At 54.6% G+C, this 19174-nt stretch carries 18 protein-coding genes; 8 read left to right on the top strand and 10 right to left on the bottom strand.

Annotation, left to right across the window (positions count from 1 at the left end; genetic code table 11):
• The first annotated feature begins 199 nt into the window (after positions 1-199).
• Positions 200-1963, top strand: coding sequence for a sigma-54-dependent Fis family transcriptional regulator (locus BLO51_RS01255; RefSeq protein WP_245719482.1), 1764 nt, complete (start codon positions 200-202; stop codon positions 1961-1963).
• Positions 1964-2128: 165 nt separating this feature from the next.
• The gene (locus BLO51_RS01250) at positions 2129-3184 is read left to right on the top strand and encodes a LacI family DNA-binding transcriptional regulator (RefSeq protein ID WP_090665965.1); all 1056 of its coding nucleotides are present in this window, start codon (positions 2129-2131) and stop codon (positions 3182-3184) included.
• A gap of 105 nt (positions 3185-3289) precedes the next feature.
• Here BLO51_RS01250 and BLO51_RS01245 read toward each other — a convergent pair whose 3' ends face one another.
• Both BLO51_RS01245 and cls read right to left on the bottom strand, forming a co-directional pair.
• A complete protein-coding gene (locus tag BLO51_RS01245; RefSeq protein WP_245719481.1) occupies positions 3290-3901 on the bottom strand; it encodes a C40 family peptidase in 612 nt (203 codons plus the stop codon).
• Positions 3902-3995: 94 nt separating this feature from the next.
• Entirely contained in the window at positions 3996-5441 is a 1446-nt protein-coding gene (gene cls, locus BLO51_RS01240; RefSeq protein WP_090665963.1) for a cardiolipin synthase, read from the bottom strand.
• 191 nt (positions 5442-5632) lie between these two features.
• Between cls and BLO51_RS01235 the strand changes: the two genes are divergently transcribed.
• Positions 5633-6196, top strand: coding sequence for a nitroreductase family protein (locus BLO51_RS01235; RefSeq protein WP_090665960.1), 564 nt, complete (start codon positions 5633-5635; stop codon positions 6194-6196).
• Positions 6197-6284: 88 nt separating this feature from the next.
• Here the strand turns inward: BLO51_RS01235 and BLO51_RS01230 are convergent, their stop codons facing one another.
• Positions 6285-6962, bottom strand: coding sequence for an MOSC domain-containing protein (locus tag BLO51_RS01230; protein WP_090665957.1), 678 nt, complete (start codon positions 6960-6962; stop codon positions 6285-6287).
• Positions 6963-7079: 117 nt separating this feature from the next.
• Positions 7080-8381, bottom strand: a complete 1302-nt coding sequence (locus tag BLO51_RS01225) for an Nramp family divalent metal transporter (protein ID WP_090666184.1) — start codon at positions 8379-8381, stop codon at positions 7080-7082.
• A gap of 388 nt (positions 8382-8769) precedes the next feature.
• On the opposite strand from BLO51_RS01225, the gene BLO51_RS01220 reads away from it, so the two are divergent.
• The gene (locus BLO51_RS01220) at positions 8770-9033 is read left to right on the top strand and encodes a hypothetical protein (protein WP_245719480.1); all 264 of its coding nucleotides are present in this window, start codon (positions 8770-8772) and stop codon (positions 9031-9033) included.
• Between the two features lie 83 nt (positions 9034-9116).
• Here BLO51_RS01220 and glgA read toward each other — a convergent pair whose 3' ends face one another.
• The 4 genes from glgA to glgB all read right to left on the bottom strand — a co-directional run bounded on the left by glgA (position 9117) and on the right by glgB (position 14920).
• A complete protein-coding gene (gene glgA / locus BLO51_RS01215; RefSeq protein WP_090665953.1) occupies positions 9117-10559 on the bottom strand; it encodes a glycogen synthase GlgA in 1443 nt (480 codons plus the stop codon).
• Between the two features lie 142 nt (positions 10560-10701).
• Positions 10702-11811 carry a glucose-1-phosphate adenylyltransferase subunit GlgD gene (glgD, locus tag BLO51_RS01210; protein WP_174551171.1) on the bottom strand — a complete coding sequence of 370 codons (1110 nt, stop codon included), beginning with the start codon at positions 11809-11811 and terminating at the stop codon, positions 10702-10704.
• 6 nt (positions 11812-11817) lie between these two features.
• The gene (locus BLO51_RS01205; RefSeq protein ID WP_090665951.1) at positions 11818-12987 is read right to left on the bottom strand and encodes a glucose-1-phosphate adenylyltransferase; all 1170 of its coding nucleotides are present in this window, start codon (positions 12985-12987) and stop codon (positions 11818-11820) included.
• The gene (glgB, locus tag BLO51_RS01200; protein ID WP_174551180.1) at positions 12980-14920 is read right to left on the bottom strand and encodes a 1,4-alpha-glucan branching protein GlgB; all 1941 of its coding nucleotides are present in this window, start codon (positions 14918-14920) and stop codon (positions 12980-12982) included. Before glgB ends, BLO51_RS01205 begins: the two co-directional genes overlap by 8 nt.
• A gap of 213 nt (positions 14921-15133) precedes the next feature.
• Between glgB and BLO51_RS01195 the strand changes: the two genes are divergently transcribed.
• From BLO51_RS01195 to BLO51_RS01180, 4 genes are all read left to right on the top strand, one after another.
• Positions 15134-16261, top strand: coding sequence for a peptidylprolyl isomerase (locus BLO51_RS01195; RefSeq protein WP_090665946.1), 1128 nt, complete (start codon positions 15134-15136; stop codon positions 16259-16261).
• A gap of 153 nt (positions 16262-16414) precedes the next feature.
• Complete coding sequence (locus BLO51_RS01190) at positions 16415-17278, top strand: class I SAM-dependent methyltransferase (protein ID WP_090665944.1); 864 nt, start codon at positions 16415-16417, stop codon at positions 17276-17278.
• A 3-nt stretch (positions 17279-17281) separates the two neighbouring features.
• On the top strand, positions 17282-17989 hold the full coding sequence (locus tag BLO51_RS01185; protein ID WP_090665942.1) for an RluA family pseudouridine synthase: 708 nt from the start codon (positions 17282-17284) through the stop codon (positions 17987-17989).
• Between the two features lie 102 nt (positions 17990-18091).
• Positions 18092-18295, top strand: coding sequence for a hypothetical protein (locus BLO51_RS01180; protein ID WP_143006799.1), 204 nt, complete (start codon positions 18092-18094; stop codon positions 18293-18295).
• A gap of 41 nt (positions 18296-18336) precedes the next feature.
• Here the strand turns inward: BLO51_RS01180 and BLO51_RS30720 are convergent, their stop codons facing one another.
• The gene (locus tag BLO51_RS30720) at positions 18337-18420 is read right to left on the bottom strand and encodes a putative holin-like toxin (RefSeq protein ID WP_220389023.1); all 84 of its coding nucleotides are present in this window, start codon (positions 18418-18420) and stop codon (positions 18337-18339) included.
• A 150-nt stretch (positions 18421-18570) separates the two neighbouring features.
• Entirely contained in the window at positions 18571-18990 is a 420-nt protein-coding gene (locus BLO51_RS01175) for a MarR family winged helix-turn-helix transcriptional regulator (RefSeq protein WP_425415790.1), read from the bottom strand.
• Positions 18991-19174: the final 184 nt, after the last annotated feature.

The raw sequence follows: 19174 nt of genomic DNA, 5'->3' as shown, positions 1-19174 counted from the left end.
TAAAGCAAAAAGCGTGCCAATATGTGTGAGCTGCGTCACACAAGGAATGTTTGAAAGCGTTTTATTAAAAGTTGTTTCATTCCGGAACACTCCCTCCGTTCTTTCTGGTTCAAAATAGAACAATTGCCGTGAACAAATGGTGAACCTTCGCAGGTTGTGATATTCTATACCTATATTGATGTTTCCGGAGGTGTCTTTCTTGTCATCCTTGGACATTCAGACTTATTCGGAGGTTGTAGCCAGCTCATGGAAGCGCTGCCAGCAGTACGGACTGAAGCCGACCGACCCGTTTGATGACCGTCTGCTGACCGGAAAGCTCTTTCATGAGCGATTGAAAGAAAACACAACACTTGTTCGTCATGCCTCGCAAATTTTCGACACCATCGAACCTTTTATTCAGCAGTCCGGCCAAACGGCCTTGCTTATCGATGCCCAAGGCTGCATTCTGCATGCTGCCGGGGACCCCGGCTTTTCGAAACGGGCGGAAGCCGTTCAGCTTCAGGTCGGGGCTGTATGGGACGAGCAACGCAAAGGCACCAATGCGATCGGCATCGCCATCACCGACAAAATTCCCATCCGCGTCCATGCGGCGGAGCATTTCTACCGGGCCAACGCTTTTCTCACCTGCGCTTCTTCCCCGATCTTCAGTCCGACAGGCGAATTGATCGGCGTGATCAATTTCAGCGGCAGGCGGGAGAGCTACCACCACTACAGTCTCACCCTTGCCGTCATGGTCGCGGAATCGCTGCAAAACCGGCTGCTGCTGGAGGAAGCGAAGCAGGATCATCTCGTTACGCTTCAAGAGCTTGAATTTACCGCCAGCCATAACCCGCTCCCCCTGCTGTCGCTCGACAGGGATAATCGGATCATTCGGGCGAATCAGGCGGCGCTGCGGGCCGTAGGCAAAGATGCGCTCGGCAAGCCGTTCACCGGCATCGAGGGCTTTTCCGTCCAAACCATTCAGGACAGCAGCCGTACCGTCTGGCGCTCCGTAGCAGTCCGTAAGCCGCAAGGAAGCCGGCACGGCCTCTACAGCTTCTCCGACATCGCCGGGACATGCCTCAATTTCGAGGAAAAGAAAGAACTGGCCTCCAAAGCAGCACTCACCGATATTCCCGTCCTTCTTCTCGGTGAAAGCGGTACGGGCAAAGAGCTGTTCGCCCAATCGATCCACTCGGCAAGTCTGCGGGCGGACCGACCTTTCATTGCCGTCAACTGCGGCGCGATTCCGGATAGTCTGGTGGAAAGCGAATGGTTCGGCTACGAGCGAGGAGCATTCACGGGAGCAAATCGGGAGGGCAGTACGGGAAAATTCGAGGCGGCGCATACAGGGACGATTTTTTTGGACGAGATCGGGGATATGTCGCTGCGCGCACAGGCGGCGCTGCTGCGCGTGCTGCAGGAGCGTACCGTCACGCCCGTGGGCAGTACCAAATCGAGACGCATCGATGTGCGGATCGTCGCGGCCACGCACAAGCATTTGCCGCTTGAAATCAAGGAAGGGCGCTTCCGCGCGGACTTGTACTACCGGCTGAAGGGCATCCAGATCACGCTGCCTTCCTTACGGGAACGATCCGATCTGCTGACGCTCGTCGAGCATTGGCTGCATAAGAACGGCTGCCCCCACCGCCAGCTGCCGGAAGAAACGAAGCACAAGCTGCTGCGCTACGGCTGGCCCGGCAATATCCGCGAGCTCCATGGTATTTTGATACAGGCTTCGTTTCTCGCAGGAGAAGGGCCGATCCGCCCCGAGCATCTGCACTTTGACGAGCTCGACCAAACGGATGTCGTCGAGTTCCGGCATGACGGCCCGACCGTGCCGACATTAAGAGATGCGGAAATCGGAGCGATCCGACGGGCGCTGAAGTCGACCGGCTGGAACCTGAGCAAATCCGCCGCCCTCCTCGACATCGGCCGGACGACGCTGTACCGGAAGATCGAGCAGTACGGCATCGAGCCGTAACCGTCCGGTAAACCATTACTTTCAGTTATTCGCGGCAAGTATTGCAAAAATAGTTTCGTTTTGTAGTGATCAAATCGTTTGACCTGGCGCGTCGTTTTGCGTAACATGAACCGTAGAATTTGCGGCAAAATTCCCTCATTATCCGATCAGAAGCGGGGTTATGTTATGCCAACACTGAAAGATATCGCAGACCGCGTCGGCGTATCCGTCTCCACGGTGTCCCGCGTCTTGGCCAACGACGCCAACCGGACCGTGAATACCGCAACCAAGCAAAAAATATGGGACGCCGCCCGGGAGCTCGGCTATCAGATCAAATCGTCCGGCACCGACGGCAGAGCTACGCGAGGCATCGGCTGTGTCGTTTCGACGATTCAGAACCGCCACTATCACCCTTACTTCTCGGTCATTTGCGACGGCATTGAGAAAGAGCTGGCCAAGCACGGCTATAAAGTCGCCTTCACATATACGCAGGAAGAACTGAAAAAGCCGGAAATGTTGAAGCATGCCGTTCAGGATAGCCAGGTCGAGGGATTGATCGTCATCGGGGGCATCGAGGCCAAATTATACAACCATCTGAAAAAGCATGTGCGTCATCTCGTCGGCATCGACGTTTCGGACCCCGACATTCCAACGATATCGTACGACCGAGTGGAAGCGGCGCGGCAGGCCGTCCACCATCTAATCGAACAAGGCCACCGAGACATTTTGTTTATCGGAGGCACCGGACGCTCCGGGAAATTCGAGAGGGAGAAGCGCTACCGGGGGTACCAGACGGCTTTAGAACAGGCGGGGCTGCCGCTTCGGGCGCAGCGGGTCATCGACGCCGGATGGGAGCCGAACGACTCGTATCAGCTCATGCTGCGGTATTTGGACGAGCACGTCGAAGATTTACCGACGGCGGTTTTTGCCGCAAGCGACATGATGGCCATGGCGGCGATGCGGGCGATTGCCGAGAAGGGCTACCGCATGCCGAGCGAGTTCGCCATCGTTGGCTTCGACGACAACGAGCCGTCGCGCTACACGATTCCGCCGCTGTCCACGATCCATATTCCGACGTACGAGATCGGCGTCGTTGCCGCCAAAACGATGCTGCAATGCATCCGCGATCCGTACCCCCTGCCGATCAAAATTTTAGTACCGTTCGAGCCGATGTTCCGTCAATCGAGCGAATGGATACTGCCGGGAGAAGCCGCCCACAACAACAAAAGGACAGCCGAGTGAACTTCCGCCCGGTCTGTCCTTTATCGTTTATATCGCTTGGCCGTACACAATCATTATGGAGCAAAACTTCATTTTCTTCAATTTTGATAAAAAAATCTCCCATTCTCAATCCGGAATAACCCGCCGCGCGAACAAGAAATGCTGATACCAGTACTCTCCTTCTTTCTCGTCCTTATGAATATTGCTGATCACCACGCCGATTCCGGGCTGGTACGTATGAAGAATTTTTCCTTCCCCCATATAAATCCCTACATGTCTGACTTTATTGAGACCCGTTTCATTCGGAAAATCTTCGTCCGAGAAAAACATCAAGTCGCCCCGCCGCATGTTCATGAATGCAATTTCTGGTCCTTGTACCGCTTGCTCTCTGGCGTTGTAGCCTAACGAGATCCCGTGGTGACCGTACAAATATTGAACATAGGACGAGCAATCGAACGCTTTGTCCTCAAATCGTTCCGTCCCATAGACGTAAGGAGTTCCCATATACTTGACGCCTTCCGCGATAATGGCATCGGCCGTTGTACGCCACGATTTGGCGCCGCTGGCTCCCTTCATGCGTACGCTGCTGTCGGGCGTAGGCGGCAAGGCCGCTTGTTCACCCGGCGCATTCGAGTTGATCCGGCTTTTCGGTTGCGGTTGACTGCAGGAAGCAGCCGCTCCTGCAACGAACAGCAAGACGGATATCGTCCATACGATGCTTTGCCATGATTTGCCCATGCAATCCCTCCTCCCTCCTATTTTGAAAATGGGGAGGCGAGTCTATACGAGGGAATTGATGGCGTCTCAGGGACACGGACGGCAGGATTGCGATCTACAGGATTGGCGACAGCAGCCGGGTGACCGATTCCCGCGCGCGGTGAAAGCGGGGACGGCTGTAATACCGCTCCAGCGTCAATTCCGTGCAGTGCTTCAAATCGTGCTCAAATATTTTTTTCAACTTGGATGCGGTCTTTCCTCCGTATATTAAGGCATTGACTTCAAAATTAAGCTTGAAGCTGCGGATATCGATATTGGCCGTTCCGACGGAACCAACCTTGCCGTCGGCCACGATCGTCTTGGCATGTATGAAGCCCTGGTGATACAAGTAGCACTTGACGCCGACATCGAGCAAATCGCCCAAATACGAGAATGACGCCCAGTACACGATTTTATGGTCGGGTACGGCAGGAAGCATAACTTTGATGTCGACCCCGGATAACGCGGCCATCTTCAACGCATTCAGCAGACTTTCGTCGGGAATAAAATACGGCGTCTGCAAATAAACGGACTCCTTGGCGGAGTTGATCACTTTAATATAGGCGTTCTTGATCTGCTCCCGGTCGTTGTTGGGCCCGCTCGACAAAATTTGCACCCCTGCATCCCCCTCGTGAGGCGGCAAGGGGAAATACTCCTCGATTCGGTTCAGCTTGATTCGCGAAGCCAGATTCCAATCCATAATGAACTGCGCCTGCATCTGCAGGACGGAGCTGCCTTCGATTCGCAGATGCGTATCCCGCCACGGGCCGAATCTTGAATCCAACCCCAGATATTCGTCTCCAACATTAAAGCCGCCGATGTATCCACACGTTCCGTCGATAATCGCCAGCTTCCGGTGATTCCGGAAGTTCAGTCGCATGTTCACATACGGAATGCGTGACGGGAAAAAGGCGGATGCCTGCCCACTGGCCGCCAGAAGCGGCTTGAAGAAATGCTTGGATAGTCCCGCACACCCGATATCATCATATAAAAAACGAACCTGCACGCCTTCCTTCGCCTTTTCACTGAGCGCGGCGATCAGCCTCCGGCCCAATCCGTCGTCCCGAACGATGTAGTACATCAGATGAATGTGATGCTTCGCCCCGGCGATCGTCTTGAAAAGCGAGTCGAATTTGCGGTTGCCTTCCGTAAAAATATTAATCCGGTTATCCTGTGTAAAAAAGGCGTAGCCGTTCTGCAAATTCATATAAATCATATCATGGTAATCGGCCATAACCGGATCGTGGAATTCGATCCGGCGCAGGGCGACCGTTTCAATCTGCTTCTCTACCAATCGCGCCATGTTATGCAGCTGCTCTTCCTGCGCTTTATAAATTTTGCGCTTGCTGAGGTTTTGCCCGAACAGCAAATAGGCGACGAATCCGATCCCCGGTAAAAACAGCAGGACCATCAGCCACGCCCACGTAACTCCGATATTTCGTCGCTCCAGGAAGATGACGGCAAATGCAAACATGATATTGATAAACGAAAGCACGAAGTATAATTTTCCGAAGATGCTCAAGTTCCCAGCCACCTTTTTCACTGCCCAGCGGACCTTATGGTTCTCTCATTGTAGCATTGGGCCTTGTCCGAGGCAACCGGGCAGGAGCTGTAGCTGCGGATTGAAAACATGCCGGAAAAAGCATACAATAATGGTTGATCATCATTCATTAATATCATCATTTATCGGACCGGTTTGGAGGAATGGAACTCATGAATCATACGATTGCGGAAGCGCTGCGCCGCCGTAGAGCCGTGCGCAATTTTCAAGCCCGTGAAGTTGAAACGGAAAAAATCGAACAGCTGCTGGAGGCCGCGACTTCAGCGCCGAACGACCGGCTTAGGGAGCCGTGGCACTTCTATGTGGTGCGGGGCGAGGCCAAAGAGCGCTACGCCGCGCTGGCGCTTGCCTTCCTTCAGGAGCGGTTTCCTACGAAGCCGGAGCTGGTCGAAGCTTCCATGACGGCGGTCCGAAACACGCCGCTTCTTATTATTGTTGCGTCGGATATCGTGCCGGGCGATGCGGAAGCGTCCGAGGACAACGAATACGCCGTCGCCTGCGCCATCCATTCCATGTGGCTCGCGGCTGGCGAGCTTGGCCTAGGGATGGTTTGGAGAACCCGGGGCGTCGGTTTGGTCCGGGACGAACGGCTTCGCCGTTTTGCAGGTGCGACGGAAGGGCAAAAAATCATAGCTACGCTTTGCGTAGGCTATCCCGAAGGCGATGCTGCGCCAACGAAGCGAACGCCGTTCGCCGATAAAACCACATGGCTTTAATCTGTATTGCAAAAAGGACGCGCCCCATGCTTTTATAGCATGGGGACACGTCCTTTTTTCATGAAGCCGAAGCCGCAGATCCGGCTCCTTACACTTGACCTGTCAACCGTTCCTTCGTATCGGTTTCGATACCGCCCAGCCGTTTCTCGAACGTGTTACGCCAGCTGTCGGACAACCGCTCAACGGCCAGCATAGCGCGCATTCCTTCTATGTTTTGCTTCTCATGATGCATAATACGGTTGGCGAACGTAACCGTTCTGCCGTGTGGATGACGTTCCAGCAAGATTGGCTCGTCTCCTGCGGCGACGTTCCCTTCCTGCAGTACCCGGAAGTAATAGCCGGTATAGCCGGTGTTCTGCACCCAGAGCGGCAGCTCGGGCACGCCGTATTTGACCGACAGCTTGAAGCAAGGCTGCCGCGGCTGGCTGACCTGCAGAACGGCCTCGCCCACCTGGAATGTATCCCCGATACAGACTTCGTCTTCCAGTAAGCCTTGCGTCGTCAGATTCTCTCCGAATGCGCCATGTTGCAGCTTTCTTCCGAGCCGCTCGGACCAATAAGCATAATGCTCGTAAGGATAGACGCACACCGCTTTGTCCTTACCGCCATGATGCACAAGATCCGCCTGTCCGTCCCCGTCGAAATTCAGAGAAGACAGGAACACCTCGCCCGCGACCGGATGCTTGTAAATGCCCGTGGACACTTCTTTTTTCTCAAACGGAACGGATTGCGGTTTGCCTACATTGAGAGAAACAATCTTGATCATCCTCTGTTCCAGCTCCTGCCATCGGAAATTGCATTTTTCATTTCACTATACAGGAAAATACTCTGGTATAAAAGAACCAATCATAGCGTAATGTAGAGCATTCCTATTCCCAAGCGGTCAGCCCGCGAACGTTTTATAAAGCAAGTAAATGTTCAAGATGGCGATAAAGATCGCGACAATCCACGATAAGACCGTAAGCCACGGAGCGTTGACGAACTCGCCCATTTTTTTCTTGTCGCTCGTAAACTTAACGAGAGGGATGACGGCGAACGCCAGTTGGAACGATAAAATAACTTGGCTGAGAATGAGCAGCTTCGCCGTCCCGCTCTCTCCCGCAATTGCCGTGACGATGACGGCAGGGATGACCGCGATGAGCCGCGTGATCAAACGGCGCAGCCAGGAAGGCATCCGGAAGTTAAGAAAGCCTTCCATGACGATTTGTCCGGCCAGCGTCCCGGTTAACGTCGAGTTTTGTCCGGAAGCCAGAAGCGCTACGCCGAATAAAATACTTCCGAGGGCGGTTCCCAGCAGCGGTGTCAATAGTTGATAAGCGTCGTTGATTTCTGCCACTTTGGTTAAGCCTGCCCGGTGAAATGTCGCAGCCGACAAGATCAGAATCGCCGCATTAATGAATAACGCGAAAAACAAAGCGATGGTCGAGTCCCAAGTGGCGTATTTGATCGCCTGCCGCTTCCCGGCCGTCGTCTGCTCGAATTGCCGCGTTTGAACGATCGACGAATGAAGGTACAGGTTATGCGGCATGACGGTCGCGCCCAATATTCCGATGGCAATGTACAGCATCGCCGGATTGGTGATGATCTGCGTCGTCGGAACGAACCCCCGGGCGATACCGCCAATGTCCGGCTTGGACAAAAAGATTTCGACCGCGAAGCAGGCGCCAATCGTCACGATCAGCACGATCACCAACGTTTCGATGTAACGGAAGCCTTTGTTTTGCAGCAGCAGCACAAGCAGCACGTCCAGCACGGTGATCATGACCCCGTACAGCAACGGGATGCCGAACAGCAGCTGCAGCGCAATGGCGGAGCCGATCACCTCGGCCAGATCGCACGCCGCAATAGCCAGCTCGCACAGCACCCACAGCATCATCGAGACCGGCTTACTGTAATGGTCGCGGCATGCTTGGGCAAGATCCCGCCCGGTGACGATTCCGAGCTTTCCGGCAAGCGCCTGCAGCAGGATCGCCATCAGATTCGAGATCAAAATGACCGATAGCAGCGAATAACCGAACAAGGAGCCTCCGGCAATATCCGTAGCCCAGTTCCCCGGGTCCATATACCCTACGGCAACCAAGTAACCAGGTCCGGCAAAGGCCAGAAACTTTTTGATCCAGCTTCCACTCTTCGGGATTTTCAAGGAACGGTATACTTCAGGCAGCGAATGCTGCGTTCTTTCCAATCTCCAGCCGCTGCTGTTCTCCGAACGCTCTTTTTTTTCTGCTCTCGGGCTTTGTTCGACTCTTGTTTGTACTCCCAGTTCTTCGTTCATGGTTCACACCTCAATCTGTATATATTCCAGCAACAAGATGCCCCAGTCAAAAAATGATGTCACCATCTAACATTCATGTCCCGGGCTAAATTTGTTGTCCAAGTGCAACTTTTGGAGTAAAAAAATAGTCTTAGAAAATACTATTCAGATTAAAATAATTCTATACTAAAAATTTTACTCGTCTATTCGTTTTCGTCAAGAATTATTTTTTGGAGGCGCGGCGGGGATAAAACCTGAACGGAGAATCTAGCGGGAATATATTCACAGGACGGCGCATATCGTAGGAAACAGCGTTCCATTGGCGGGGCGACCATCGAAAGCGAAAGGGTTGGATGAGACGATGTGGGAAAGCGTGCTAAAAAAAGACCAGTTCGAGATTCAGATGAATCCGACGTACAAGTCGATCCTGTTTCAGGTTTCGGATACTGCAGAGTCGGAAGGCAAGCCGGCGTTGATGCTGAACCAAGCCGAGCTATTCGAACTGCTGCACGCCTTTCTGGCGATTAACCGCTCCTTTAACAAGGAAACCATGTACTATGAAGAGGGGCCTGACGGCGCCTAATCCAAAAAAGAAGGCCGGGTACGCGCACATGCAAGGCGCTGCCCGGCCTTCCTCCATTTATACGAAAGATGCTGGTTCGCTCACTACTCAACTTCAGATGCCACTGCCAGTTGACGATACAAGTCGGCATATTGCTGAGCCGATTTGTGCCAGCTGAAATCTTTTTTCTTGATATTGTTCATCAGGTTCGTCCATACGCCCGGCTCCCGATATAACCGGACGGCGCGTTCGATCGTGAACAGCATGTCATGGGCGTTATAATTCGCAAAGCTGAAGCCGGCCCCTTCCCCGGTCGTTTCGTCATAAGGCGTCACGGTGTCCCGCAACCCGCCAGTCTCGCGGACGATCGGGACGGAACAGTACCGCATCGCGATCAACTGGCCGATCCCGCACGGCTCGAACAGCGAGGGCATCAAAAACAGATCTGACCCGGCATAAATTTGGCGGGCCAGCGCTTCGTTGAACAAAATTTGCGCCGACAGCTTGTCCGGAAACGCGCCTGCGGCCCAGCGGAACAGGTCCTCGAACCGCGGCTCTCCGGTACCCAGCACGACCCACTGCGCGTCAAGCGCCATCAGGTCGGCGATCACCCGGTCGATGAGCGCAAGCCCCTTCTGGTCGACCAGGCGCGTTACCAGCGCGATCAACGGCATATCCTTGTCAACCGGCAGGCCCAGCCGCTCCTGCAGCTTCAGCTTGTTCGCCTGCTTTTTCGCATAAGAATCCCGATAGTTGACCTCCAGATGCGAGTCCGTCATCGGATCGAATTCCTCGTAATCAATCCCGTTCAGTATGCCTTGCAGCCGGCCGCTTTGGCTGCGCAGCAGCCCGTCGAGATGCTCCCCGTAATAGGGCGTTTGGATTTCTTCCGCGTACGTCGGGCTGACGGTCGTAATATAATCCGAGTACAGCAAGCCGCCCTTCAGGAAGCTCGCCCCGCCGTGCATTTCCAGCGCATACCCGTGCAGATGCTCCACGCCCAAAGCAAAAAAGTCCTGGAACTGTTCCTTGCCGAAGACACCCTGATATTTCAAATTGTGAATCGTAACGATCGTTTTGAGATGGGAGAACAGCGGCTGATGGCTGAAATGCGCCTTGTACAGCACCGGAATCATGCCGGCCTGCCAGTCGTGGCAGTGAAGCAGGTCCGGCATATAATCGATATGCGGCAGAGCATCAAGCACCGCGCGGCAGTAGAAGGCAAATCGTTCCGAATCGTCACCGTAGCCGTAACAGCCCTTCCGCCGGAAATAATATTCGTTGTCGACAAAATAAAACGTGATCCCGTCATGCTCCAGCTTCTGGATGCCGCAGTATAAGCTTCTCCAGCCCATCTGGAGAGTAAAGGAAGCGACGTTTTCCATCTGCTCCGTGAAACGTGCCGGAATGTCCTCGTACTTGGGCAGGATGACCCGGACGTCGATCCCCTGCTTCGCCAGCTCCTTAGGCAGCGAGCCGATGACATCGGCAAGTCCTCCCGTCTTGACAAAAGGCACGGCTTCTGACGCGGCAAATAACACTTTCATAGCTTCCTCTCCCTCCTTTTACAATCCGCTGAATCAACAAGCCGCTTCACGAGCGGATCGATCTTCCGTTCGCTGTTCCACCCCGGCCTGACGTTTCTCCGGAACAACTCCGCCCGCTCCGCTTGTTTTTCACCGATATCTATTAAATCACCTTCGTCTTCGAAGCGATAAACGGCGCTTGCTTATCGCCGGTCAGCACGCGACCGCGACTGATAAACACATCTTTGTCCAAGATCGCGTTCTCGATAATGACATTTTCTTCGATCTCGCAGTTTTGCAGAATGATGCTGTTTTTGACGTACGCACCTTTGCGGATTTTGACGCCACGGAACAAGATGCTGTTCTCCACCTTGCCTTCGATGATGCAGCCGTTGGCAATCAACGCGTTGCGGGCATGCGCGTTCTCGGCGTAACGGGCCGGCGGCTCGTCTTTGACCTTTGTGTAGATCAGGTTCTTCTGGAAGAACAGCTCGCGCCATATTTTCGGATTGAGCAATTGCATGCTATGCTTGTAGTAGCTTTGGATCGTATTCACTATGCCAGTATGGCCTTCGTGCATGTAGCCGTAAACGCCCAGTTTATCGACATTCTTCATAATTCCGTCGCGGACGAGATGATCATAGCCTTGGGCGAGGCACGATTCGACCATATCGAGCAGCAGCTCCTTGCTCATCACGTACATTTCCATCGACACGTTGTCGGTGCGCAGCCGCCCCGAATGGTCTTCGATCACCGTCACTTTGCCGTCTTCCTTGACGGCCATCCTGCGAAAGGAGGCGCATTCGTCGTTGTCCGACTTTTTATAGACGACCGTGATGTCGGCGCCCTTCTCCAAATGGTAATCCAGCACGGCATTGTAGTCGATATTGCAGACGATATGGCTGCGCGAGATGATCACATAATCCTGCCGCCCGCGGTAAAAGTAATCGCGGTGGCTGTAGAACTGGAACAGATCGCCCCGCGCCAGTCCAGTGTCCCCATGAAGGACGGCGGGCAGGATAAACAATCCGCCGCGCTTGCGGTCCAAGTCCCATTCTTTTCCGGACCCGAGATGATCCATCAGGGACCGATATTTATGCTGCGTGAATACGGCGACATTCTCAATGCCCGAGTTCACCATATTGGACAACGTAAAATCGATCAGCCGGTACCTGGCGCCGAACGGCACCGACGCGACGCACCGGGAATAGGTCAGTTCCTCCAAATCGTCCCGCTCGTTCACCAGGTTGATTACGCCCATCATTCGCTTCATGCGGCTTCACCCTTTCCCAGAGACACTAGTGGTCCTGCCGATACGCTCATTGCTGCCGATCAAAACGATATCTCCCCCGCCATGCTCATCTTGATGTCCGATGACGCACCCGTCTTCCACGACCGTTCCCTCGCCGATAATCGCCTTCTGGATGCTCACGTTGCTGCCGATCGTCACGTTCGGCATAATGACGGAATCCCGGATGACGCTGCCCTCGCCGACCTGCACGCCGTAGAACAGCACAGAATGATCGACCTCGCCGAACACGCAGCAGCCTTCGTTAATCAGCGACCGCCGCACCTGCGCCGTCGGGGCTACGTACTGCCCGGGCTGGCACGGATTGACCGAATAAATGCGCCATTCCCGGTCGTTCAGATTGAATTCGGGCTCATCCTCCAGCAGGTCCATATTGGCTTCCCACAAGCTCTGAATCGTCCCGACGTCCTTCCAGTAGCCTTCAAACGGATACGCAAAGAGCGGCCGCCCGTCGCGCAGCATCAGCGGAATGACGTCTTTCCCGAAGTCTTTGCTCGATTCGGGGTCGGCCTCATCCTTAATCAAGTATTCCTTGAGCGCCTGCCAATTGAAAATGTAGATGCCCATCGACGCCAGATTGCTCTTCGGCTCCTTCGGCTTTTCCGCGAACTCGGTAATTCGGTTCTCGTCATCCGTGCTCATCAGGCCGAAGCGGCTCGCTTCCTCCCACTTCACTTCGATGACGGCGATCGTGCAGTCCGCCGCTTTGCTTTTATGGAAATCGAGCATTCGGTCGTAATCCATCTTGTAAACATGGTCGCCGGAGATGACCAGCACATACTCCGGGTCGTACTGCTCGATGAACGAAATGTTGCGGTAGATTGCGTTCGCCGTTCCCTTGTACCAATCGCCGCCGCTTTGCTCCATATAAGGAGGCAGCACCGTCACGCCGCCGCTCTTGCGGTCCAAATCCCACGGTGTTCCGATTCCGATATACGTATTCAACACGAGCGGCTGGTACTGCGTCAGAACGCCGACCGTATCGATGCCCGAGTTCGTGCAGTTGCTGAGGGTAAAATCGATGATCCGGTATTTTCCGCCAAAATGAACAGCAGGCTTCGCCAGCTTGCTGGTCAGGACGCCCAGACGTCTTCCTTCCCCGCCGGCCAGCAGCATGGCCACACACTCTTTTTTACGCATCGGCTTTCCCCCTCCTCGTCGTCGCATTGGTACGCTTACGCTTGATTTTAACCGGCTTGAAGATGACGGCGGCCAACGGAGGCAGCGAAATATGCAGGCTGTCCTGCCGGTCGTGCCACGGGACGTCTTCCGTCCGCAGCCTGCCCCCGTTCAGCTTGCCGGAGCCGCCGTATTCGCCTGCGTCGCTGTTGAACAGCTCCACGTACTCTCCGGCGAACGGAACGCCGATCCGGTACTTGGCATGATACACGGGTGTAAAGTTGCAGACGATCACCAGCACGTCTTCCGGATTGCTGGAGCAGCGCATAAACGTCGTCACGCTCTGGCGCTGGTCGTGAGGATCGATCCAGGCGAACCCCTCCGGCTGATGGTCCAGCTCCCACAGCGCCGGCTCGCGCAGATACAACTGGTTCAGGTCCCGGACGTACCGGTGCATGCTGCGGTGGCTGTCGTAGCCGAGCATCTCCCAATCCAGATCCTCCAGGTCCTTCCATTCGTCGAATTGACCGAATTCGCCGCCCATAAACAGCAGCTTTTTACCCGGATGGCCCATCATGTAGCCGAAGAGCAGCCGCAAATTCGCGAACTTGCGCCAGTAATCCCCGGGCATTTTGTTGAGCAGCGATTTTTTGCCGTGCACGACTTCGTCATGCGACAGCGGCAGTACATAATTCTCGGAGAAGGCATACATGAAGCTGAACGTCAGCAGGCCGTGGCTTCCGGGGCGGAAATACGGGTCTGTCTCCATGTATTTCAGCATGTCGTTCATCCAGCCCATGTTCCACTTGTAGTTGAACCCAAGGCCCCCGGCGTCGACCGGCGCCGTTACAAGCGGCCAAGCGGTCGAATCTTCGGCCATCATCAGCGCATCCGGATAACTAGCGAATACCGTGCGGTTCATTTTTTTCAGGAAAGAGATCGCCTCGAGATTCTCGTCTCCCCCATCGACGTTCTTGATCCACTGCCCGCGCGGCTGGCCGAAATTCAGATAAAGAAGGCTCGCGACCGCATCGACGCGCAGTCCGTCAATATGGTACATATCTATCCAGAACAGCGCGTTCGAGATCAGGAAGCTGACGACTTCCGGCTTGGAAAAATCAAAAGCGAGTGTGCCCCATTCGGGCTTCTCGGCTAAGGCGGGATCGCTGTGCTCATATAGCGGCTGGCCGTCGAACTGCCGCAGACCGTGCTCGTCTTTGACGAAATGGCCCGGCACCCAGTCCATAATGACGCCAATTCCGGCCCTGTGGCAGCAATCGACGAAATACATAAAATCTTTTGGCGTGCCGAAGCGGCTGGTGACCGAATAGTAGCCGGTGGCCTGGTAGCCCCAGGACCGGTCGTAAGGATGTTCGGCAAGCGGAAGCAGCTCGATATGGGTGTACCCCATCTCTTTCACGTAATCGACCAGTTCGCTTGCGAGTTCGCGGTAGGAGTAGTAGGCACCGTCAGGCTTTTTTTTCCAGGTACCGAGATGCACTTCATAGATGTTTAAAGGGGAGCGGTAGACAGATTGGGATGCTTTGCGCGCTTGCCATTCCTGATCGGTCCATTCGTAGCCGTCCAGAGAGCAGATGCGCGAAGCCGTTCCCGGCTTGAGCTCGGACCAGAACGCGTACGGATCGGCTTTATACAGCAGCGTTCCGGCAGAGGTGATGATTTCGTATTTGTAGTACTCTCCTTCCCGGACGTCGGGCACGAACAACGACCAGACGCCCCAGGTGCTGACCTTTTGCATCGCATGACCCGAGCCGTCCCAGCAATTGAAGTCGCCGACTACCCGGACTTCGCGGGCGTGAGGGGCCCAGACGACGAAGCGGACGCCGCGTTTCCCCTCCGACTCGGCCAGATGGGCACCAAGCATCCGGTAGCTTCGGAATAAATTGCCTTCGTGGAACAGATACAAGTCCTCCGGACCGGGGATCAAGCTCATCACGTTCCGTTCATCCCCCTTTTCGATGATTGTTTCTGTCTCTACTTACACAAATACTACACGCTTGAATAAATTCCTGTCTGAAAAGTGCAAATTCTTCGTGAATTCAGAATTTGGCAAAATCAATGGTCATTCGAGAAAGATAAAAAAAGGATTTTGCTTCCCTTTGTGGAAGTAGTAAGTCACACTCAAAGGGAGAGGATGGATTAACGTATGAATGACAAGCTGAAGGGTTTGGCGCTGGGCCTATCGCTGGGCGTCATGCTGACGGGGTCGGTCGCCTATGCGAGCGGCACTCAAATTGAGGTATATTTTAAGCAGCTCAAATATATGTTCGACGGTGTAGAGAAAAAAACGACCGCCGAGCAGGGGCAAGGTTTCATTTATAACGGCACCACCTACGTGCCGCTCAGATTCATCAACGAAACGCTCGGCAAGGAAGTAAGCTGGGATGAGAGCACTGGGACGATCTGGGTCGGCAAGAAAGGCGATCCGAACAACGTCGTCGCGACTTACAAGGGCGGAAAGATGACATGGGGCGAGTTCAACAAGCTCGATGCGGTCATGCGCTTGCTGCCCGACACCGGAGAAACAGACGAAGAGTTCCTGAAGCGTATTATCGGCTACAAAGTATTAGCCGGGCGGGTCACTGCGGAGCAGAAGGCTGCCCTTCCCGCCGAAATCGACAAGCAATACGCGGTGATGAAAGGTTATTTGACCAAATTCAACCAAACCGAGGACCTTGCCGCCTTGCTGGCCAAAGAAGGATTAAGCGAGCAGGATGTCCGCGACTTTCTCGGCCTCGACATCGCCGCCGGACTGGCGTTTTCCGCCCAAGTGACCGACGCGAAGCTGAAAGAAGCCTACGATGCGGCCATTGCTGCAAAAACCGGCGAGTTCGTGAAAGCGTCCGTACGGCATATTTTGATCGGCTTCGAGGACTCCGACGGCAAAGAGCGTTCGAAGGATGACGCCAAGAAGCTGGCGCTCGACATCACCGCGAAGCTGAAAAACGGCGAGGATTTCGCCGCGCTGGCTAAGCAATATACCGACGACCCGGGCTCCAAAGATTCGGGCGGTCTGTACGAGAATCAGGCCATAGCGCTCTGGGTCGACGCGTTTAAGAAAGCGGCTGCCGAGCTGGAGCTGAACAAAATCAGCGAACCGGTTGAAACGGAGTTCGGCTACCATATCATGCGCGTCGAAGCCCGTTCCACGCAAACGTTAGACGAAGTGAAGGACGAGCTGAAGCAGGACGTGATGACCGAAGCCTACGTGACGTTTACGGAGCAGGAGCTGCCGGGATTGATCGAGAAACTGGACCTGCCTAAAGCAAAGTAATACATGCCGGAGCGCTCTTTCGGAGCGTCTCCGGTTTTTTGCGTCTGGCCGATGGATTCGTCTGCCGGAATCGTGTAAAATGTTGAAGAATAATGGCTCTGCCGAATGGGCAATGCTGAGACTGGAAATCAAATTAAAGGATGGTCGCTACTTATGTTTGCAGCACAAGATTGGAAAGATTACGAATTGATCGACACCGGAGGCGGCGAGAAGCTGGAACGCTGGGGCAGTATCGTCCTGCGGCGTCCCGATCCGCAGATTATTTGGCCGCTGCCTAAGGAGACAGGCGTATGGCGCGGAGCCGACGCCCATTACCACCGCAGCTCCAGCGGCGGCGGCAGCTGGGAATACCGCAAGGACATTCCCGAGCGCTGGACAATCTCGTACCGCGGGCTGTCGTTTCATATTAAACCGACCAGCTTCAAGCACACCGGCCTGTTCCCGGAGCAAGCCGTCAACTGGAGCTGGATGATGGATAAAATTCGCAGCGCCGGCCGGCCGATCCGCGTGCTGAATCTGTTCGCTTATACCGGCGGCGCTTCCGTCGCGTGCGCTTCGGCGGGCGCCGAGGTATGCCATGTCGACGCGTCCAAAGGCGTCGTGCAATGGGCGAAAGAAAACCTGCAGCTGTCCGGTCTCGAGGACCGCCCGGTGCGCTTCATTACGGACGACGTGTTCAAATTCGTCCAGCGCGAGCAGCGCCGCGGCAGCAAATACGACGCCATTATTATGGACCCGCCGTCGTACGGACGCGGACCGAACGGCGAAACGTGGAAGCTGGAGACGAACTTGTATCCGTTTGTGGAAACATGCATGAGCATTTTGACGGACAAGCCTTTGTTTTTCCTCATCAATTCCTATACGACCGGCATTTCCGCCACGGTGCTTCACAACACGCTTGCCTTGTCTCTTGGCCGGAGCCATGGCGGAACGATCACTTGCGGCGAGATCGGCCTGCCGATTACAGCCTCGAAGCTGATGCTGCCGTGCGGCATCCTCGGCCGCTGGGAGGCTTAGCATATGGGTGGCTCTCACCCGCACGTGCCGGTGCTGTATGAGGACAATCACGTCATCGTCGTCGTTAAGCCGCCGAACGTTCCGACACAGGAGGACGCCTCCCGGGACCCCGACCTACTGACGTTGATCAAAGCCGATCTCAAGGAGCGGCACCGGAAGCCGGGCAACGTGTACCTCGGTTTGGTCCACCGGCTTGATCGGCCGGTAGGGGGTGTCATGGTTTTCGCCAAAACCTCCAAGGCGGCCTCCCGGCTCTCCGACGCGGTCCGTACGCGCACGATCCGCAAGGTGTATACAGCGGTCGTTAACGGCCGACCCAAAGAGTCTCAAGGAACGCTGCGGCATCACTTGCTGAAAGATACCAAAACGAATACGGTATCCGTCGTTCCCGCTTCGAAGGCCGGCGCCAAGGAGGCTGTGCTCGATTACCGCGTCCTGTCCGGCCGGGATGGCTTATCGCTTGTACAGATCGAGCTGCACACCGGACGGCCGCACCAAATCCGCGTCCAGTTCGCGGCCATCGGCTGCCCGCTCGTAGGCGATCAGCGGTACGGCGGCGCTCTGGCGAAGCCCGGTCAGCAGATCGCGCTGTGGTCCACCCTGCTCGAATTCACGCACCCGGTCACGCAGGAAGCGCTTCGCTTCACGTCGGAGCCGCCGGGAGCCTTTCCCTGGCTGCTCTGGGACCTGAAGGCCGCAGGGGCCGTGTAAACCCCATGAATGCGATAAAACCTCCGAAACCAAGATTCGCGTGGTGACGGAGGTTGTTCGTTCGCCCCAGTATATAAGTCTATGAGCGGCGGCCGCGCATATATGACGGAGTTGGAAAAAGACCAGTCGCCGTTATCCGACAAGGTTGTACAAAATCGCCGAACGTCTTTTCAAAGCAAACGGGAATATGGTATGATGGATTTACAAAAAAAGTTATTGCCTGCAAACCAGAAAGGCCGCGAATGTTCCAGCATCCGCGACCTCGCTACAATAGATTGCCCTCAAGGCGATCGGCGCAAGGAATAACCAAGCGGTAGACCTCTCGGGTTCCAAGGCTCAAGGGAGGTCTACTTCTTTTTTAAGTAGGAAAGTAAAGCGAGAATAAACATGCCGAACATAAACATCAACGTTACGGCATCCTTTACTTCCATGGCATCACCTCCTTCCGGATTCGCTTATGCGAACCCATCAATGGCAGGGGTGTGCTAACCGTCCTTGAGTGCCTTCCCTATTGCATCCACATTATACCATATACCACGATAAATGAGAACATATTTTCTTGTTTTTAGTTCACCAAAACGCTAAGCGTTGGCAACCTTACCCAGCAAGTATACAAGCAATTGCTGATTATGCGAGGAAATTCGGCTCAAATACTGCTGCAAAAACCGTTCGCGGATTTGTACGCCGCGTTCGCATTCGAAGCGTCCCTTCTCCGTCACCAATACCCACACGATACGGCGGTCCTTCTCATCCCGCTCTCTTGCGATTAACCCGCTCTTTTCCATCCGGTCAAGCAGCGTCGTAATCGCCGCAGGCGTCGTCGCCAAATACTCGATGAAATCCGAAGGCTTCATTCGGTCCCGCTCGGAAGCCAGCAGCCTTTCGAGCACCGTAAGCTGCCCTTCCGTCAGCGTCGGAGCAAGCTCCGCTTCCATATGCGTGCGCAAATCTTTGGACAATTTCCACCACAGCTTGGCAAATTCCTGAGTTATCACAATCATCACTCCTGAAAAACCAATTTTTTTCCTAATTATAACATTGACCTCCGTCTTTTTAAAGGTTAACTCCATAAATATTTTAGGACATAAAACGATAAAATCGGGTACCTTTTGACGGAGTTCAACATATACTGCACATGGGACGTTCGCCTATACGCGGAGCTTGTCAATCCATGAAAGACAAGGA

This window comes from Paenibacillus tianmuensis (genome assembly GCF_900100345.1).
Lineage (GTDB): Bacteria > Bacillota > Bacilli > Paenibacillales > NBRC-103111 > Paenibacillus_G > Paenibacillus_G tianmuensis.
Note: the sequence above shows the minus strand (reverse complement) of the source record. Positions and strands in the feature narration are given on the sequence as shown.

Excerpts from the sequence above, each read along its gene's own strand:
- BLO51_RS01250 (WP_090665965.1), top strand. The coding sequence starts at position 2,129 with ATGCCAACACTGAAAGATATCGCAGACCGCGTCGGCGTATCCGTCTCC.
- BLO51_RS01245 (WP_245719481.1), bottom strand. The coding sequence starts at position 3,901 with ATGGGCAAATCATGGCAAAGCATCGTATGGACGATATCCGTCTTGCTG.
- BLO51_RS01235 (WP_090665960.1), top strand. The coding sequence starts at position 5,633 with ATGAATCATACGATTGCGGAAGCGCTGCGCCGCCGTAGAGCCGTGCGC.
- BLO51_RS01230 (WP_090665957.1), bottom strand. The coding sequence starts at position 6,962 with ATGATCAAGATTGTTTCTCTCAATGTAGGCAAACCGCAATCCGTTCCG.
- glgA (WP_090665953.1), bottom strand. The coding sequence starts at position 10,559 with ATGAAAGTGTTATTTGCCGCGTCAGAAGCCGTGCCTTTTGTCAAGACG.
- glgD (WP_174551171.1), bottom strand. The coding sequence starts at position 11,811 with ATGAAGCGAATGATGGGCGTAATCAACCTGGTGAACGAGCGGGACGAT.
- BLO51_RS01205 (WP_090665951.1), bottom strand. The coding sequence starts at position 12,987 with ATGCGTAAAAAAGAGTGTGTGGCCATGCTGCTGGCCGGCGGGGAAGGA.
- glgB (WP_174551180.1), bottom strand. The coding sequence starts at position 14,920 with ATGAGCTTGATCCCCGGTCCGGAGGACTTGTATCTGTTCCACGAAGGC.
- BLO51_RS01195 (WP_090665946.1), top strand. The coding sequence starts at position 15,134 with ATGAATGACAAGCTGAAGGGTTTGGCGCTGGGCCTATCGCTGGGCGTC.
- BLO51_RS01190 (WP_090665944.1), top strand. The coding sequence starts at position 16,415 with ATGTTTGCAGCACAAGATTGGAAAGATTACGAATTGATCGACACCGGA.
- BLO51_RS01185 (WP_090665942.1), top strand. The coding sequence starts at position 17,282 with ATGGGTGGCTCTCACCCGCACGTGCCGGTGCTGTATGAGGACAATCAC.
- BLO51_RS01180 (WP_143006799.1), top strand. The coding sequence starts at position 18,092 with ATGACGGAGTTGGAAAAAGACCAGTCGCCGTTATCCGACAAGGTTGTA.
- BLO51_RS30720 (WP_220389023.1), bottom strand. The coding sequence starts at position 18,420 with ATGGAAGTAAAGGATGCCGTAACGTTGATGTTTATGTTCGGCATGTTT.
- BLO51_RS01175 (WP_425415790.1), bottom strand. The coding sequence starts at position 18,990 with ATGATTGTGATAACTCAGGAATTTGCCAAGCTGTGGTGGAAATTGTCC.